General features: G+C 72.3%; 16 protein-coding genes and 1 pseudogene. 9 read left to right on the top strand and 8 right to left on the bottom strand.

Going from position 1 to position 16,587, the window contains the following annotated elements; translation table 11 throughout:
- Positions 1 to 30: 30 nt before the first annotated feature.
- Positions 31 to 519: an ATP-binding protein gene (locus tag ACIQ1J_RS13790; protein ID WP_403556923.1), complete on the bottom strand. Its 489-nt coding sequence runs from the start codon at positions 517 to 519 to the stop codon at positions 31 to 33.
- A gap of 144 nt (positions 520 to 663) precedes the next feature.
- Here ACIQ1J_RS13790 and ACIQ1J_RS13785 point away from each other — a divergent pair.
- From ACIQ1J_RS13785 to ACIQ1J_RS13775, 3 genes and pseudogenes are all read left to right on the top strand, one after another.
- Positions 664 to 1,535, top strand: a pseudogene (locus ACIQ1J_RS13785) (helix-turn-helix domain-containing protein).
- Entirely contained in the window at positions 1,532 to 1,714 is a 183-nt protein-coding gene (locus ACIQ1J_RS13780; RefSeq protein WP_403556922.1) for a DUF397 domain-containing protein, read from the top strand. The pseudogene ACIQ1J_RS13785 and the gene ACIQ1J_RS13780 overlap by 4 nt, the downstream one beginning before the upstream one ends.
- Before the next feature lie 318 nt (positions 1,715 to 2,032).
- On the top strand, positions 2,033 to 3,307 hold the full coding sequence (locus ACIQ1J_RS13775; RefSeq protein ID WP_403556921.1) for an APC family permease: 1,275 nt from the start codon (positions 2,033 to 2,035) through the stop codon (positions 3,305 to 3,307).
- A 274-nt stretch (positions 3,308 to 3,581) separates the two neighbouring features.
- Here ACIQ1J_RS13775 and ACIQ1J_RS13770 read toward each other — a convergent pair whose 3' ends face one another.
- Entirely contained in the window at positions 3,582 to 3,887 is a 306-nt protein-coding gene (locus ACIQ1J_RS13770) for a PadR family transcriptional regulator (RefSeq protein ID WP_403556920.1), read from the bottom strand.
- A gap of 79 nt (positions 3,888 to 3,966) precedes the next feature.
- The gene (locus ACIQ1J_RS13765; protein ID WP_403556919.1) at positions 3,967 to 5,469 is read right to left on the bottom strand and encodes a SulP family inorganic anion transporter; all 1,503 of its coding nucleotides are present in this window, start codon (positions 5,467 to 5,469) and stop codon (positions 3,967 to 3,969) included.
- A 318-nt stretch (positions 5,470 to 5,787) separates the two neighbouring features.
- Between ACIQ1J_RS13765 and ACIQ1J_RS13760 the strand changes: the two genes are divergently transcribed.
- Positions 5,788 to 6,210, top strand: coding sequence for a MerR family transcriptional regulator (locus ACIQ1J_RS13760; RefSeq protein ID WP_403556918.1), 423 nt, complete (start codon positions 5,788 to 5,790; stop codon positions 6,208 to 6,210).
- Positions 6,211 to 6,648: 438 nt separating this feature from the next.
- Positions 6,649 to 7,500: a hypothetical protein gene (locus ACIQ1J_RS13755; protein ID WP_403557190.1), complete on the top strand. Its 852-nt coding sequence runs from the start codon at positions 6,649 to 6,651 to the stop codon at positions 7,498 to 7,500.
- A gap of 62 nt (positions 7,501 to 7,562) precedes the next feature.
- Here ACIQ1J_RS13755 and ACIQ1J_RS13750 read toward each other — a convergent pair whose 3' ends face one another.
- Complete coding sequence (locus ACIQ1J_RS13750; RefSeq protein ID WP_403556917.1) at positions 7,563 to 8,003, bottom strand: DUF6299 family protein; 441 nt, start codon at positions 8,001 to 8,003, stop codon at positions 7,563 to 7,565.
- A 239-nt stretch (positions 8,004 to 8,242) separates the two neighbouring features.
- On the opposite strand from ACIQ1J_RS13750, the gene ACIQ1J_RS13745 reads away from it, so the two are divergent.
- Positions 8,243 to 8,452, top strand: a complete 210-nt coding sequence (locus ACIQ1J_RS13745) for a DUF5999 family protein (RefSeq protein ID WP_403556916.1) — start codon at positions 8,243 to 8,245, stop codon at positions 8,450 to 8,452.
- A 167-nt stretch (positions 8,453 to 8,619) separates the two neighbouring features.
- Here the strand turns inward: ACIQ1J_RS13745 and ACIQ1J_RS13740 are convergent, their stop codons facing one another.
- Genes ACIQ1J_RS13740 through ACIQ1J_RS13730 form a run of 3 tightly spaced genes read right to left on the bottom strand, consistent with a single transcriptional unit; the run spans position 8,620 to position 10,545 of the window.
- Positions 8,620 to 8,949, bottom strand: a complete 330-nt coding sequence (locus ACIQ1J_RS13740) for a hypothetical protein (RefSeq protein ID WP_403556915.1) — start codon at positions 8,947 to 8,949, stop codon at positions 8,620 to 8,622.
- A gap of 43 nt (positions 8,950 to 8,992) precedes the next feature.
- On the bottom strand, positions 8,993 to 9,391 hold the full coding sequence (locus tag ACIQ1J_RS13735; RefSeq protein ID WP_403556914.1) for a RidA family protein: 399 nt from the start codon (positions 9,389 to 9,391) through the stop codon (positions 8,993 to 8,995).
- Entirely contained in the window at positions 9,388 to 10,545 is a 1,158-nt protein-coding gene (locus tag ACIQ1J_RS13730; RefSeq protein ID WP_403556913.1) for an acyl-CoA dehydrogenase family protein, read from the bottom strand. The genes ACIQ1J_RS13735 and ACIQ1J_RS13730 overlap by 4 nt, the downstream gene beginning before the upstream one ends.
- A gap of 90 nt (positions 10,546 to 10,635) precedes the next feature.
- Between ACIQ1J_RS13730 and ACIQ1J_RS13725 the strand changes: the two genes are divergently transcribed.
- The 3 genes from ACIQ1J_RS13725 (at position 10,636) to ACIQ1J_RS13715 (ending at position 14,213) form a co-directional block, all read left to right on the top strand.
- On the top strand, positions 10,636 to 12,342 hold the full coding sequence (locus tag ACIQ1J_RS13725; protein ID WP_403557189.1) for an AMP-binding protein: 1,707 nt from the start codon (positions 10,636 to 10,638) through the stop codon (positions 12,340 to 12,342).
- A gap of 15 nt (positions 12,343 to 12,357) precedes the next feature.
- Positions 12,358 to 13,239 carry a PaaX family transcriptional regulator C-terminal domain-containing protein gene (locus ACIQ1J_RS13720; protein ID WP_403556912.1) on the top strand — a complete coding sequence of 294 codons (882 nt, stop codon included), beginning with the start codon at positions 12,358 to 12,360 and terminating at the stop codon, positions 13,237 to 13,239.
- Positions 13,240 to 13,322: 83 nt separating this feature from the next.
- Positions 13,323 to 14,213, top strand: coding sequence for a sulfotransferase (locus ACIQ1J_RS13715; protein ID WP_210963965.1), 891 nt, complete (start codon positions 13,323 to 13,325; stop codon positions 14,211 to 14,213).
- Here the strand turns inward: ACIQ1J_RS13715 and ACIQ1J_RS13710 are convergent.
- Entirely contained in the window at positions 14,201 to 16,585 is a 2,385-nt protein-coding gene (locus ACIQ1J_RS13710) for a bifunctional salicylyl-CoA 5-hydroxylase/oxidoreductase (RefSeq protein ID WP_403556911.1), read from the bottom strand. The two genes, ACIQ1J_RS13715 and ACIQ1J_RS13710, sit on opposite strands and share 13 nt — an antisense overlap.
- Between the last annotated feature and the right edge of the window lie 2 nt (positions 16,586 to 16,587).

Raw genomic sequence — 16,587 nt, 5'->3', positions numbered from 1 at the left:
TCGTCTCATTCTTCCACCGCGGTCCCGAGCTCACATGGGAGTTGCGAACACGCGCTCCGCACAGACCGTCTTGCCCGGACCTCCCGGCCGGAGGCGCCGGCCCCAGCGGGTGGCGAGACCCGTGACCAGCAGCAGCCCTCGGCCGCTGGCGTCCTGTGGGTCGGGAGCGGTCAGCGTGTCCGGTTCGGGTGGTGTGCATTCGGTACGGGTGTCGGTGACCTCGATCCTGACCGTGCGGGCGGGATCGCTCGCACGCAGGAGCAGATGGAAGTCCCGGTCGGGGACGTGGCCGTGCTGTACCGCGTTGGCGGCCAGCTCACCGACGATCAGCACGATCTCCTCGTGCGGGTCGGTGCCGTACGGGATTCCCCAGGCGTCCAACCGGTGTGCGGCCAGTCGGCGGGCGAGGCGGGCTTTCCGGGGGGTGGAGGTGAAACGCATCTCGAAGGTGTGGTTGAAGTCGTCACTGAGACAGGCGGGTTGAGAGGCACTGATGTGGCTGGGGAGTTGACTCGTCATGCCGACAACGGTGTCTTCGGTCGCATAGCGTGACCAGTGGTGACGCACCGACGCGGCCCGTTGTACGCGCTGGGGCGGTACGGGTACGCGGTGCGCGGCGCGACGAGGCCGCCGGGGCGGCGTTGGGCCAGGGAGGCGGTAGCGATGACCGAGGTTGCACGCGAGGGGACCGACACGGTGGTGGCGGACGACGCGGGACAGGCGACGGCGGACACGTCCGGCCAGGCCGTGGTCGTCGCGTTCGGACAGACACTGAAGACGCTGCGGGTACGGGCCGGGCTGGAGCGGGAGGAGTTCGGCCGGCGGATCGGGTATTCGGCGTCCACGGTCGCGTCGTACGAGCAGGGGCGGCGGATCCCCTCGCCCAGGACCATCGAGCGCGCCGACGAGGTTCTGGACGCGGGCGCGGGTTGCTGACGGTGTGGAAGGAGCAGGTGGAGCGGGCTCAGTATCCGGTCCGTTTCCAGGGGATGGCAACGCTGGAGAAGGAGTGCATCGAGCTGCTCATGTACGACGCGCTGATCGTCAACGGCCTGCTCCAAACCGAGGAGTACATGCGTTCTCTGCTTGGTATGAGGCGCCCGACCCTGACCCAAGAGACGATCGATCAGCGGGTGACCGCGCGGCTGGCACGACAGGACATCTTCGACCGGCAGCCCGCGCCACTACTGGGGTTCGTAATGACCGAGGCGGTGTTGCGCCAACGCTACGGCGGCAAGGCCGTACTGCGCGGCCAGTTGGAGTACCTCCTTCTGATCGGACAGAAACGGAACGTCGAGATGCAGATCATGCCGCTCGACTGCGAGGACAACGCGGGCGTGAACGGGCCGTTCACCGTCGTCACTCGGAGGGACGCCAACAGGTTCGTCTACTCCGAGGCACACGCCATCAGCTCACTCGAAGCCGACCCTGAACAGACGGTTCTCGCCGCCGCACGCTATGGGATCATCCGATCGCAGGCTCTCAGTCCGAGGGAGTCCTCGCAGTTCATCGAGAAGTTGCTGGGAGAGCTATGAACACCGCCGAGTCCGAACTCACCTGGTTCAAGAGCAGCTACAGCGACACCGAGGGCGGCCAGTGCGTCGAGGTCGCGGCCGGCACCGGAGTCATACACATCCGAGACTCCAAAGCCGTGGCCGGACCCGCCATCCGTGTGTCCCGTAAGGCGTGGGTGGGGTTCGTCAGGGAGGCCTGACGGCCGTACTCGCGGGCGAGGCGCCGCGGGTCCGTGTCGCGGTAGCGCTGCCGACGGACGCGCGGGGGATGACGTCGTCGCGGGCACCGACGATGGCGAGCCTCTGACCCTGGTGAGTTCGGCGACGGTCGCCAAGTAGTACATGACCTGGCTGGGGCCTCGCCCTCGTCGCCGGCGGCCCGCTGACGACCACGGCCGGTCGGGCACTTGCCCGCGGAACGTGCGACCTGCGGCGCTGGGGTTCCCTCGGAGACTCATATATCGTCTCCCGATATCGGGGACCGTAAAGTGCGGGCCTCGGTCGCCGAGGAGCGCGCCATGAGCAAGCCATCGACCGCCACCGGCCTGCCGGACGAGTTGCGGCGCAGGCTCGGCGTGCCCGACGCCGTGGTGGTCGGCCTCGGTTCGATGATCGGCGCGGGGATCTTCGCCGCGCTCGCCCCGGCGGCACAGGCGGCCGGCTCCGGTCTGCTGCTGGGCCTGGCCCTGGCCGCCGTGGTCGCGTACTGCAACGCGACCTCCTCCGCCCGGCTGGCCGCCCGCTACCCGGCCTCCGGAGGCACCTACGTCTACGGCCGTGAACGCCTGGGTGACTTCTGGGGCTACCTGGCCGGCTGGGCTTTCGTCGTCGGCAAGACCGCCTCCTGCGCGGCGATGGCGCTCACGGTCGGCTCGTACGTGTGGCCCGGGCAGGCGCACGCGGTCGCGGTCGCGGCGGTGGTGGCGGTGACGGCCGTGAACTACACGGGGGTGCAGAAGTCCGCCCTCCTCACACGCGCGATCGTCGCGGTCGTCCTCGCCGTGCTCGCCGCCGTGGTCGTCGCCGCCCTCACCTCCGGCGAGTCCGGCGCCGGGCGGTTGCACATCGGCTCGGACGCCTCCTTCGGCGGAGTGCTCCAGGCGGCGGGCCTGCTGTTCTTCGCCTTCGCCGGGTACGCGCGCATCGCCACGCTCGGCGAAGAGGTCCGCGACCCCGCCCGCACCATCCCCCGGGCGATCCCGCTCGCACTCGGCATCACCCTGGTCGTCTACGCCCTCGTCGCCCTGGCCGTTGTGACGGTGCTCGGCACCGAGGGACTGGCGGACGCCACGGCGCCGCTGTCGGACGCGGCAGAGGCCGCGGGCGTCGGCCTGCTCGCGCCCGTCGTACGGGCCGGCGCCGCCGTCGCGGCGCTCGGTTCGCTGCTCGCGCTGGTCCTCGGGGTGTCCCGCACCACCTTGGCCATGGCCCGCGACCGGCACCTGCCGCACGCGCTCGCCGCGGTCCACCCGAGGTTCAAGGTGCCGCACCGGGCCGAGCTGGCAGTCGGCGCCGTGGTGGCCGTGCTGGCGGCGACCGTGGACGTGCGCGACGCGATCGGGTTCTCCTCCTTCGGCGTGCTGGCCTACTACGCCGTCGCCAACGCCTCCGCCTGGACCCTCGCCCCCGGCGAGGGCCGCCCGCGCCGCCTGGTCCCCGCTGTCGGCCTGACCGGCTGCCTGGTACTGGCCTTCGCCCTGCCGTCGGTCTCGGTCGTCTCCGGGGCCGCGGTACTGGTGGCCGGTGGCGCCACCTACTGGGTACGCCGGTCGATCACCGCCCGCAGGCGGTAGGCGCAGCCCGCCCGCAGGCCGTAGGGGCAGCCCGCCCGCAGGCCGTAGGCGCAGCCCGCCCGGGCGGGCACCGCGCGGCCCGGACCCCGCGCCGTCGGCTGACAGCCGACGGCAGGCGACCGGCGACCAGCGACCAGCGACCAGCGACCAGCGACCGGCGACCAGCGACCAGCGACCAGCGACCAGCGACCAGCGACGGCTAACGACCAACGACCAACGACCAACGACGGCTAACGGCCGACGGCCGACGGCCGACGGCGACAGCCAGGCGCTCCTACGGCATCTCCGCGCCAAGGACCTCCCGGGCCAGTTCCGCCAGGGCCTTGCGGTCCTCGGCGAGGGCCTGCTTCCCGGCCTCCGTGGCGCGGTAGACCCGCCTGGCACGTCCGTCGACGACGCGCTGCTCGGAGACCAGAAGCCCGTCGGCCTCCAGTCGGTGCAGCGTCGGATACAGCGTGCCGGGGCTGATCCGGTAGCCGTGACGGGCCAGTTCCTCGGCCATCCACGCGCCGTGGATCTCGTCCTCGCACGCGTGGTGAAGGATGTGCAGCCGCACCGCGCCCCGCTGGAACTCCCGCACCGTGGCCCACCTCCGACAGTGACGAATCCGATATCGGGGCCCGACTCTACGCCCGGGGCCGTCCTGGCGAACCGATGCCTCAGTGGCCGCCGGTGAGCTGTCCGGCCAGCCGCTGGCGCATGTCGGCGCTGGGCTCGTTGAGGCCGGTGAAGGTGACCTTCTTGCCGCGCTGGGCGTACTTGGTCTCGATGGCGTCCAGGGCGGCGACGGAGGAGGCGTCCCAGATGTGGGTGCCGGACATGTCGATGACGACGTCGTCGGGGTCGTCCTTGTAGTCGAACTGGTGGACGAGGTCGTTGGAGGAGGCGAAGAACAGCTCACCGGTGACCGAGTAGACGACCTGCTTGCCGTCGGGGTCGACCACGCCGGAGACGTTGGCCAGGTGGGCGACGCGCTTGGCGAAGATGGTCATCGCGGTGACGGAGCCGACGACGACGCCGATGGCGAGGTTGTCGGTGGCGACCACGACGACCACCGTGATCACCATGACGACGGTCTCGCCCAGCGGCATGCGCCTGAGGGTCCTGGGCCGGACGGAGTGCCAGTCGAACGTACCGACCGAGACCATGACCATGACGGCGACGAGGGCCGCCATGGGGATGTCGGAGACGACCGGGCCGAAGACGATGCACAGCACCATCAGGAAGGAGCCGGCCAGGAAGGTGGACAGGCGGGTACGGGCGCCGGACACCTTCACGTTGATCATGGTCTGGCCGATCATGGCGCAGCCGCCCATGCCACCGAAGAAGCCGGTGACGATGTTGGCAATGCCCTGGCCGACGGACTCGCGGGTCTTGTTCGAGCGGGTGTCGGTGATGTCGTCGACGAGCTTGGCCGTCATCAGCGACTCCATCAGGCCCACCAGCGCCATGGCGAGGGCGTAGGGCGCGATGGTCGTCAGCGTGTCCATGGTGAACGGGACGTCCGGCAGGCCGGGAACGGGCAGCGAGGAGGGCAGCTCGCCCTTGTCGCCGACCGTGGGGACGGCGATCCCGGCCGCGACGGTGATCACGGTCAGCACGATGATGGAGACCAGCGGCGCCGGGACCACCTTGGTGACCTTGGGGAAGAACACCATGAGGGCCAGGCCGGCCGCGAGGAGCGGGTAGACGGCCCAGGGGACGTCGTGCATCTCCGGCACCTGCGCGATGAAGATCAGGATCGCCAGGGCGTTGACGAAACCGACCATCACCGAGCGGGGGACGAACCGCATCAGCCTGGCCACACCGAGGGCGCCGAGGATCACCTGGAGGACACCGGCCAGGATGACGGCGGCGACCAGGTAGCCCAGCCCGTGCTGGTGGTTGAGGGGGGCGATGACCAGGGCGACCGCACCGGTGGCGGCGGAGATCATCGCCTTGCGGCCGCCCACCACGGAGATCACGACCGCCATGGTGAAGGAGGCGAACAGTCCGACACTGGGGTCGACACCGGCGATGATCGAGAAGGAGATGGCCTCGGGGATGAGCGCCAGGGCCACGACCAGGCCGGCCAGCACCTCGGTGCGCAGGACCTTCGGAGAGGCAAGCCAGTCGGGCTTGGACATGCGGAACCTGGGAGCTGCGGACAGCGGTGAGGACATGCAACCGTTCCTGTTCAGGCGCACGCGTCCGTTGCCGCTGGACACACGCGCGGGGCGTACGTGATCCCACCTGGGTGCGGAATCCCCCGGCGGTCCGGCCGCTTCGGCGGGGGCCTTGCCGGACGAGGCGGCAACCCCTCGGCCGCCGGTCGGGCATCATTGCCTGGAAGTCTTGGTGCCGTCAGAGGCCCGTCGGGGCCTGTGCCGCGGCGGTTCCGCCCCTACCGCGCACTGAGCCGGCGGGGACGAACACGCCCGCAACTCTACCCTGACGTGAGGGCAGGGTGCGAACGGACGACCGAGGGAGATGGCTCAGCGATGACGGAACACCGGCAGATGCAGATCGGCCAGGTGGCCGAGCGGACCGGTCTGTCGCTGCGCACCATCCGTCACTACGAGGAGGTCGGCCTGGTCGTTCCCTCGGCCCGCAGCAAGGGGGGCTTCCGGCTCTACACGGCCGCGGACGTCGACCGGCTGATGGTGATCCGCCGCATGAAGCCGCTCGATTTCTCCCTGGACGAGATGCGAGACCTGCTGGAGATCACCGACCGGCTCGCCGTTTCCGACGGCCCTCCCACCGGAGAGGAGAGGGCGCTGCTGCGGGAACGGCTGGACTCCTACCGGAAGGTGGCCGACGCGCGCTGCGAAACGCTGCGCGCCCGGCTGGCGATGGCCGAGGACTTCGCCGCCACGCTCCAGCAACGGCTGGCGAACGAGTCCGGAAGTCTGACCCAGCGGTAGCGCGTCGTCGCTCCCACGGGGAAGCCCGGCCCCTCGCATGGCATTTCCCGCTTTTCCTACAGCGCTACTGTCGAGCCGGTGTGAATTCAGATTGGGTAAGTATCGCAGAAACCGTTCACTCGACTGCCGCGCATCCGACGGAGTAGGCAGACGTTACTTCGGATATGACAGAGGAATACGGGGAATTGGTGACGCTCGGGCCATACATCTACAGGCCCGGCAGAAACCACTGTCCGTCACCGAGCGACGGAACCCTGACCAGAGGCGGGCTCCCCGTCCCGCTCCGTGTGACCGAGCCCGTACTCCAACGCTTCCTCGACGTCATGGCCGAGCTGGAGACCAACCTCGCCGAGCGCTGGGGACGGTCCCAGACGTCCCTGACCTGCACACGGGCGGAGTGACCCGGGCGTCGTGTACGAGGAACAGACCCACCATCACATGCCCTACGGCGAAGGCTCCTTCCGGTCCGCGGGCGGCCCCGGCCGGCACCGGGCGCCCGAGGCAGCGTTCCAGGAGACCCTGGTCCCGCCGGAACCCGGCTGGGACCCGGCCGAAGAACTCGCGTTCCTGCTCCAGGACGCGATGGAACAGCGCACCATTGTTCACGGAACGACGGAAACGTCGGCGATCGCCCCCGTGCCGGGCACGCCACTGAGCAATCTGCAGGAAATCACGGCGGAACTGCCACCGTTGAGAGAATCCCCCGCGAGCCACCGCAGAGTCCGCAGGACGAAGGTGAGCCGGCTGCGCGCCGCGAGTCTTTTCGTCGCGGCGCTCGCCGCGGTCATCGCGGCCTCCGTGAGCCTGTTCGGCGGCATGGTGGCCTACGAACCGCTGCGCCTGGCAGCCGTGACCCGCACTCGCGGCAGCGTCGTGTCCTGGTGGCCGCTGCTGGTGTACGGGCCGTGGCTGGTGGCGTCGCTGGCCGTCCTGCGGTCCGCGCTGCACCAGCGTCGCGCGGTCCACTCGTGGGCCGTGGTCCTGCTGTTCTCCGCCATCGCGATGCTGCTGTGCATCGCCCAGGCACCCAGAACACTGGGCGACGCTGCGGCCGCGGCCCTGCCGGGGCTGGCGGCGCTGGTCTGCTTCCAGCAGATCGTCCGCCAGATCACGCTCACCCGTCCGCCCCGGCGAGCGGTGCCGCGCCACCGCCAGCGCCCCCCGTCCACGCCGGAGCCGGGCGACGACGCGGAGGGATCCGCGGCCCCGGACGCGGTGTCCCTGCCCAGCCAGCGGAGGCATCCCCTGCGCTCGCCGCGGTCCGACACCGGGGCCCGGAAGCGGCCCTGACCGGGCGGGTCCCGCACCGGCGGTCGGTCGGTGCGGGACCCGGGCCCGTCGGCCTCGGCCGGTCAGCCCTCGGTCAAAGTCACGTCCTGGCCGTGCCGTGCGTGGAAGCTCGGGAGCGGCAGACCGCCCATGGGCCGCAGCTCCATCAGGGTCGCCTCCACGTGGGCCGCGCCGGGCTTCAGGGCGTTCCCGGAGGGCCTCCCCGTGTTGACCCAGCGGTGCTCCAGGCCGTCGCAGACCGCGCGGGTACCGCCGATGCCGTACCGGACGGACGACTCGCTCTGGCTCACGGTGGAGCTGACGAAGACGGGGCCGGTGCCGGCGGTGCACCGGTAGGTGCCGGAGACGGTGACGGTCCCGTCCGCGGCGAGACGTCCGGTCGGGTCGACCGTCACCGACTCCGTGACGTGACGGGCGTCGTGGGGGGCCGCGGTCGCGGCGGGGGCGGCCAGCAGGAGCAGGGCGCCGGCGGCCGTGGCGAGGGCCGCGGAACGTACGGGCATGGGGGACCTCCCGGTCGGTCGGAATGGGGGTTCCACTGGTACCCGGCGGACGGGCCGACGGCGGTGACCGTCACCCCTTCGGTGGCGAGTCCGCGCCGGCCGTCGTGGAACCGTCGCCGGGTTGTCCGGGTGTTGTCACGCTTGCCGCCCGGGTATTGGCGATGACGTCCCGCCGGGCGCACGGTCTGTACATGCGACGGTCCCGAGGACGGGACGGTCTCCCGACGTGGAGGTGCGCCATGTGTACCCACCGGCCTTCCTGCCCCGCAGCCGGCTCCCCGGCCGCGCGGAGCGTGACCGCGCACGTCGTCGCCGCCCACCCCGAGCAGGGGTGGAACCTGCTGTGCGACGGCACGATCGTCTTCGACGACACCGGCGAGCTGCGGCCCGACGGCCGGGTCGTCGCGCCGCACCGGGTGAGCGCGGGGCGCCTGGCGATGGCGGCCTGAGCGCCCCGCGGGGCAGCGCTCAGTCCTTCTCGGCGACAAACTCCCGCAGCAGGGAGGCAAGCAGCTCCGGCCGGTCCTCGGCGATCAGCGTCCGGACGTCCTCCACCTCCACCAGCCGGCCCCTGGGGAGGAGTCCGGCCAGGCGTCGGCCGTGGGCGCGCGGGGCATCAAGAGGTCCTCGATCGCCCGGACGACGAGCGCGGGCCGGTCGAACCTCCGCGGTCCCCGGGCCGCCTCCAGCAGTTCGTCGCGGCGGACGTGGGTGGTGTGGTGCCGGAAGCCGCGCCGGACGGCCGGGCGGTGCGCAGCGGGCGCAGCCGGCCGTCGGCGACCGCGTCCGGCACGGGCCGTTTGGTGAGCGCGCCGCTGCCGACGGGCAGGCGGCGCAGCGGTTTCAGCCCGAGGACGCGGGCCGGCAGGGGCACTCCCCCGGGTGTCCGGCAGGCGAGGCCGATCAGCCTTCCGGGCAGCCCCGCGCTCAGTTCGATGTCCGGCATGCCGGAACTCCGGAGCGGGCGCGGGATTTACGGCGGTGGGGCCTCAAGGCAGTACGGCGAACCCGTCGAGTTCCACCAGCGCCCGTTCGTCCCACAGGCGTACGACCTCCACGACCGCCATCGCCGGGTAGTCGCGGCCCGCCAGCTCGCGCCAGGTGCGGCCGAGGCCGGCGGCGTGGGTGCGGTAGGCGGCGACGTCCGTGGCGTAGACGGTGACGCGGGCGAGGTCCGCGGCGGTGCCGCCGGCGGCGCGCAGGGCGGTCAGCAGGTTGGTGAGGGCCAGCTCGAACTGGGCTTGGAGGGTGTCTCCCGTGATCTTGCCGTCGGTGTCGAGGGCGGTCTGGCCGGCCAGGAACACCACGCGGGTGCCGGTGGCGACGACGGCGTGGGAGAAGCCGGTGGGCGGGGAGAGTTCGGGCGGGTTCACCCGTTCGGCGGTCATGTCCCGGCCTCCTTGGTCGTCGAGTCCGGCGTTCGGTACAGCTCCTTGGCGATGATGCCGCGTTGCACCTCGCTCGCGCCCTCGTAGACGCGGGGGGCGCGCACCTCGCGGTAGAGGTGTTCGAGGAGGTGGCCGCGGCGCAGGGCGCGGGCGCCGTGGAGTTGGACGGCCTTGTCGACGACGTACTGGGCGCTCTCGGTGGCGAGGAGTTTCGCCATCGCGGCGCGCCGCGGGACGTCCGGTGCGCCCTCGTCGTACGCCGTCGCCGCCGCGTACACCATCAGGCGGGCCGCCTCGGTGCGCAGGGCCATCTCGGCGACCTGGTGGGCGACGGTCTGGAGGTCGCACAGCTTGCCGCCGAAGGCGTCGCGGGCGGCGGTGTGCGCGAGGGTGGCGTCCAGGGCGGCCTGTGCCATGCCGACGGCGAAGGCGCCGACGCTGGGGCGGAACAGGTTGAGGGTGTCCATGGCGACGCGGAAGCCGCGGTCCGGCTCGCCGAGCACGTCGTCCGCGGTGACGGGCACGGCGTCGAAGTCGAGGGCGCCGATGGGGTGCGGGGAGAGCATGTCGAGGGGGGCGCCGGTGAGGCCGGGGCGGTCGGCGGGCACGAGGAAGGCGGTGACGCCGCGGGCGCCGGCGCCCGGGGTGGTGCGGGCGAAGACGGTGTAGAAGTCGGCCCCGGGGGCGTTGGAGATCCAGCACTTCTCGCCGGTGAGCCGCCAGCCGGCCCGGCCGTCGGACGGGGTGTCCGGGCGCGCGGCGAGCCTCAGCGCCGCCGCGTCCGAGCCGGCGTCGGGCTCGCTGAGGGCGAAGGCGGCCACCGCGCTGCCGTCGCTCACCCGGGGCAGCCAGCGGGCGCGCTGGGCCTCGGTGCCGTGGGCGTGCACCGGGTGGGCGCCGAGGCCCTGGAGGGCGAGCGCGGTCTCGGCCTCGGTACAGGCGTGGGCGAGGGACTCGCGCATCAGGCACAGGTCGAGCGCGCCCGAGGTGAACAGGCGGGGCAGCAGGCCGAGGGCGCCGAGCTCGGTGAGGAGGGCGCGGTTCACACGGCCCGGTTCGCCCTTCTCGGCCAACGGGCGCAGCCGTTCGGCGGCGAGGGCGCGCAGCTCGGCGCACCAGGCGAGTCGTGCCGGTTCGAGCGAGAATGCGGTCATCGCCGGTCCCTTCCCCTGCTCCCCTGCCCAGCTCCTCGGCGCTGCTCCGCCGACCGCCGGGCCACATCGGAGGTTATCGCGCACCGTTGACTGCCGTCACCAACACGATACGCTCGTTGCGCGAGCCCACCACGACAAAGGGGGCGAACCGCCATGGCAGATCCGCACCGCGCGGAGCCGCACCGTTCCGCCCACGTCGACACCTTCGCGCGCGAGCACCTCCCTCCCCCGGACCAGTGGCCCGAACTCCGCTTCGACCTGCCGGAGCTGCGCTACCCCGCCCGGCTGAACTGCGCCGCCGAGCTGCTCACCGGCCCGGCCGACGACCGCCCGGTCTTCCGCACCGCGTCCGGCGACGACTGGACCTACGGCAGGCTGCGGGCCCGCGTGGACCTGCTCGCCCATCTCCTCACCGGCGACCTCGGCGTCGTCCCGGGCAACCGGGTGCTGCTGCGCGGCCCCACCACCCCGTGGCTGGCCGCCTGCTGGCTGGCGGTGCTGAAGGCGGGCGCGGTGGCGGTCACCGTACTGGCCCAGCAGCGCCCGCACGAGCTGCGTGCCGTCTGCGAGATCGCCCGGGTGCGCCATGCCCTGTGCGACGTCCGGGCCGTCGACGACCTCGCCAAGGCGGAGATTCCCGGACTGCGGATCACGACGTACGGCGGGGACGCGCCCGACGACCTGCTGACGCGTACCCAAGCCGGCCCGGTGCCCGGCACGCCGTACCCGGCCGTGGACACGGCGGCCGACGACGTGGCGCTGATCGCCTTCACCTCGGGCACCACCGGGCGCCCCAAGGGCTGCATGCACTTCCATCGCGACGTGCTGGCGATCGCCGACACCTTCTCCAGGCACGTACTGAAACCGCGCCCCGACGACCTCTTCGCGGGCAGTCCGCCGCTCGGCTTCACCTTCGGGCTCGGCGGGCTGGTGGTCTTCCCGATGCGGGCCGGGGCGAGCGCGCTGCTCCTCGAACAGGCGGGCCCCCGGCAGCTGTTGCCCGCCGTCGCCGAGCACCGGGTGTCGGTCCTGTTCACCGCGCCGACGGCGTACCGCGCGATGCTCGACGAGCTGGACGCGTACGACGTGACCTGCCTGCGCCGCTGCGTCTCGGCGGGCGAGAACCTGCCCGCGGCCACCTGGCGAGCCTGGCACGAGCGCACCGGCCTGCGCGTCATCAACGGCATCGGCGCCACCGAGCTGCTGCACATCTTCGTCTCCGCGGCCGACGGGGACATCAGGCCCGGCACGACGGGTGTTCCGGTGCCGGGCTGGCAGGCGCGCGTGCAGGACGTGAACGGCGCGCCGGTGGCCGACGGGGAGCCCGGGCTGCTGGCGGTGCGCGGGCCGGTGGGCTGCCGGTATCTCGCCGATCCGCGGCAGCGGGAGTACGTGCGCGACGGCTGGAACATCACCGGCGACACCTACGTCCGCGAGCCCGACGGGTACTTCCGGTACGTGGCGCGCGCCGACGACATGATCATCACCGCCGGGTACAACATCGCCGGACCGGAGGTGGAGGACGCGCTGCTCCGGCATCCGGACGTGGTGGAAGCGGCGGTGGTGGGCCGGGCCGACGCCAACCGCGGACAGGTCGTGGTGGCCCACGCCGTACTGAAGGAGGGCGCCCAGCGGGACGCCGACGCGCTGCGCGCGTTCCTCCGCTCCGAGCTGGCGCCGTACAAGTGCCCGCGCGAGATCGTCTTCCTGGAGGCGCTGCCGCGCACGGCGACGGGAAAGCTACAGCGTTACCGGCTCCTGGCCCCGCCCGGTCGTCTGGGAAGTGACCAGGCGTAATGCCGAGGACATAAGATGATCAACGTGTCCGACCAGCACGCGCAGCACACCCCGAGATCCCTGATCGTCACGCTCTACGGCGCGTACGGACGCTTCGCGCCGGGCCCGGTTCCCGTCGCCGAGCTGATCCGGCTGCTGGCCGCGGTCGGGGTGGACGCCCCCTCCGTGCGCTCGTCGGTGTCCCGGCTGAAGCGGCGCGGGCTGCTCCTGCCCGCTCGTACGGCCGAGGGCGCCGCCGGGTACGAGATCTCCACCGAGGCACGGCAGTTGCTGGAGGACGGCGACCGGCGCATCTACGCCACGGCACCCTACGAGGACGAGGGCTGGGTGCTCGCCGTCTTCTCCGTGCCCGAGTCGGAGCGGCAGAGGCGGCACGTGCTGCGCTCCCGCCTGGCCGGCCTCGGCTTCGGCACCGCGGCCCCCGGCGTGTGGATCGCCCCGGCCCGCCTGTACGAGGAGACCCGGCACGCGCTGGGCCGCCTGGGCCTGGACTCGTACGTGGACTTCTTCCGGGGTGAGCACCTGGGCTTCACGCCGACCGCCGAGGCGGCGGCACGCTGGTGGGACCTGGCCGCGATCGCCAAGGAGCACGAGGCGTTCCTCGACCGCCACGCGCGCGTGCTGCACGACTGGGAGCGCCGGGCCGACACCCCGCCCGAGGACGCCTACCGCGACTACCTCCTCGTCCTGGACTCCTGGCGCCACCTGCCCTACGCCGACCCGGGGCTGCCCGACCGGCTGCTGCCCGAGGACTGGCCGGGCAGACGCTCGGCGGCCGTCTTCCGGGACCTGCACGAGCGGCTGCGCGACGCGGGCGCGGTCTACGCGGCGCCCGGGGAGCCCGGGGAGCCCGGGGAGCCCGGGGAGCCCGGGGAGCCCATGAACTCTGGCGAGTGACTCGCGTCACACTTCTTCGCGATCAGGGAACCCTCAGCCTTCTCAGATCCTCTTCTCAGGTTTCTCACCTACCGTGCGGACGCATGAGTCTCGCGCGCAACTTGAACCGGGCCCTCACCGCCACCACCGGCCTCCAGGTGCGGAGAGCACCCCAGGCGGCGAAGGGGAAGAGGTCCGCCCCGCCGCAGCCCGCGGAGCGGCCGGCGGCCACGTACCGATGTCCGTCGGCCGAGGAGCTGGCGACCGACCGGCTGCTGCGGCGGCCCGTCTTCATCATCTCGTCCATCCGCTCCGGCTCCACGCTGCTGCGCATGATGCTGGGCGCCCACCCGCGGCTGCACGCCCCGCACGAGTTGCACATCGGCCGGCTGGAGGTCACGTGCGCCAACTGGTTCTCCGAGCGGGCGATGGGCGCGCTCGGTCTGGAGCGAGGTGACCTGGAGCACCTGCTGTGGGACCGCGTCATGCACCGAGAACTGGTCAAGGCGGGCAAGGACTTCATCGTGGAGAAGACCCCGGCCAACGCGTACATGTACCGGCGCCTCAAGGACGCCTGGCCCGACGCGCGCTTCGTCTTCCTGCTGCGCCACCCCGAGTCGATCGCCCGTTCCTGGCACGAGACCGACCCCGTCAAGCGGCCGCTCGACACCGCCGTCACCGACGTGCTGCGCTACATGACGGCCGTCGAGGAGGCCCGCACGGCGGACGCCGACGGCTTCTCCGTGCGCTACGAGGACATCACCGACGACCCCGGGCGCGAGATGCGCCGCCTGTGCGAGTTCCTCGGTGTCGACTACGCGCCGGCCATGCTGAACTACGGCAAGAAGACCGGCCGCGAGCTGGTCCGCGGACTCGGCGACTGGCGCGAGAACATCCGCACCGGCACCGTGCAGCCGGGGCGCGCGCTGCCGAAGGAGGACGAGATCCCGGAGCGGCTGCGCCCGATGTGCGCGGCCTGGGGCTACCCGTCCTGACGCGGGCCGTGCAGCGCCAGCCTGGGCTTGGGGGCGTCGGTGCGTCCGGTCACCGGACGGCGGCTGCCCGCCCGGTACGGTGCGGGCCACACGACACCCGGCCCCTCGTAGCCCTGCTCGGCCGCCGCGTGCAGCGTCCAGTGCGGATCGTAGAGGTGGGGCCGGGCGAGGGCGCACAGGTCGGTGCGGCCGGCCAGGATCAGCGAGTTGACGTCGTCCCAGGAGGAGATCGCCCCCACGGCGATCACCGGGACGCCCGCCTCGTGCCGGATACGGTCCGCGTACGGCGTCTGGTACGACCGCCCGAACTCCGGCCGCTCGTCGGCCACGACCTGCCCCGTGGACACGTCGACGGCGTCGGCGCCGTGCGCCGCGAAGGCGCGGGCGACCGCCACGGCCTCCTCGGCGCTGGTGCCGCCCTCGGCCCAGTCGGTGGCGGAGACGCGGACCGTCATGGGCCGCTCCTGGGGCCACGCCGCGCGTACGGCGTCGAAGACCTCCAGCGGGAAGCGGAGCCGCTTCTCCGGTGAGCCGCCGTAGGCGTCGGTGCGGTGGTTGGTGAGCGGGGAGAGGAAACCGGAGAGCAGATAGCCGTGGGCGCAGTGCAGTTCGAGCAGGTCGAAACCGGCCCGGGAGGCCCGGACGGCGGCTGCGGTGAACTGTTCCCGGATGTCCGTCAGCTGTGCCCGGGACAGCTCACGCGGGATCTGGCCGCCGGGCTTGTACGGCAGCGGGGAGGCGGCGACGAGGGGCCAGTTGCCTTCGGAGAGCGGTTCGTCCATGCCCTCCCACATCAACCGGGTCGAGCCCTTGCGTCCGCTGTGCCCGAGCTGCACGCCGATCGCGGTGCCGGGCGCCTGCGCGTGCACGAAGTCCGTGATCCGCTTCCACGCCTCGGCCTGCCGGCCGGTGTACAGCCCCGCACAGCCGGGGGTGATGCGGCCCTCCTCGCTGACGCACACCATCTCGGTCATCACCAGCGCGGCACCCCCGAGGGCCCTGGCCCCCAGGTGGACCAGGTGGAAGTCGCCGGGGACGCCGTCGGTGGCCGAGTACATGTCCATCGGGGAGACGACGACGCGGTTGCGCAGGGTCAGGCCGCGCAGCCGGAACGGGGTGAACATCGGGGGCGTGCCGGGCGGGCAGCCGAACTCGCGCTCGACGGAGCCGGTGAAGCGGGCGTCGCGCAGCCGCAGGTTCTCGTGGGTGACGCGGCGGCTCCGGGTGAGCAGGTTGAAGGCGAACTGGCGGGGCGGCCGGCCGAGGTACCGGGGGAGGTCCTCGAACCACTCCAGGCTGGCCCGGGCCGCCCGCTGGGTGGAGGCGACGACGGGGCGCCGCTCCGCCTCGTAGGCGGCGAGTGCCTTGGGGAGCGACGGCTGTTCCTCCAGGCAGGCGGCGAGCGCGAGGGCGTCCTCCACGGCGAGCTTGGTGCCGGAGCCGATGGAGAAGTGGGCGGTGTGGGCGGCGTCGCCGATCAGGACGGTGTTGCCGTGCGACCAGCGTTCGTTGACGACCGTGCGGAAGGTGGTCCAGGCCGACTTGTTGGACCTCAGCGGCCGGCCGCCGAGAGCATCGGCGAAGATCTTGGCGCAGCGTGCGGTGGATTCGGCTTCGTCCAGTTCGTCGAAGCCGGCCGCCCGCCAGACCTCCTCGCGCATCTCGACGATGACGGTCGACGCGTCGGCCGCGTACGGGTATCCGTGCAGTTGGATCACGCCGTGCTCGGTCTCGGCGATCTCGAAGCGGAAGGCGTCGAAGGCGAAGTCGGCGGCCAGCCAGACGTAGCGGCAGCGGTGTCCGGTGAGGGTGGGCCGGAACACCTCGCGATGGGCCTCGCGGGTGGTGCTGTGCACCCCGTCGGCCGCGACGACGAGGTCGTACTCCTCCGCGAGCCGGACCGGGTCCGGGGCCTCGGTACGGAAGCGCAGCTCGACGCCGAGGGCGTGGCAGCGCTCGTGCAGGATCTCCAGGAGGCGGCGGCGGCCGAGGGCGGCGAAGCCGTGTCCTGTGGAGGTCTGGCGGGTGCCTCGGTGGACGATGTGGATGTCGTCCCAGCGGACGAAGTCCGCCTGGAGGGCCGCGTAGACCGCCGGGTCGGCGTGTTCGATGCCGCCCAGGGTCTCGTCGGAGAGGACGACGCCGAAACCGAAGGTGTCGTCGGGGGCGTTGCGCTCCCAGACGGTGACCTGGCGGTCGGGGTCGAGGCGTTTGAGGAGGGCGGCGGTGTAGAGGCCGCCGGGGCCGCCGCCGACGATCGCCACGCGGTGGGGGCGGTCGAGGCCGTTGCGCGACTGCGGGTGCGTCGTGGCTGGTCGCGCCCCGCGGCGGAGCCGCATACCGACGCTGCCCCGCGCCTTGGGAGTCGGCATCC

This window comes from Streptomyces sp. NPDC097107 (genome assembly GCF_044762405.1).
Lineage (GTDB): Bacteria > Actinomycetota > Actinomycetes > Streptomycetales > Streptomycetaceae > Streptomyces > Streptomyces thinghirensis.
Note: the sequence above shows the minus strand (reverse complement) of the source record. Positions and strands in the feature narration are given on the sequence as shown.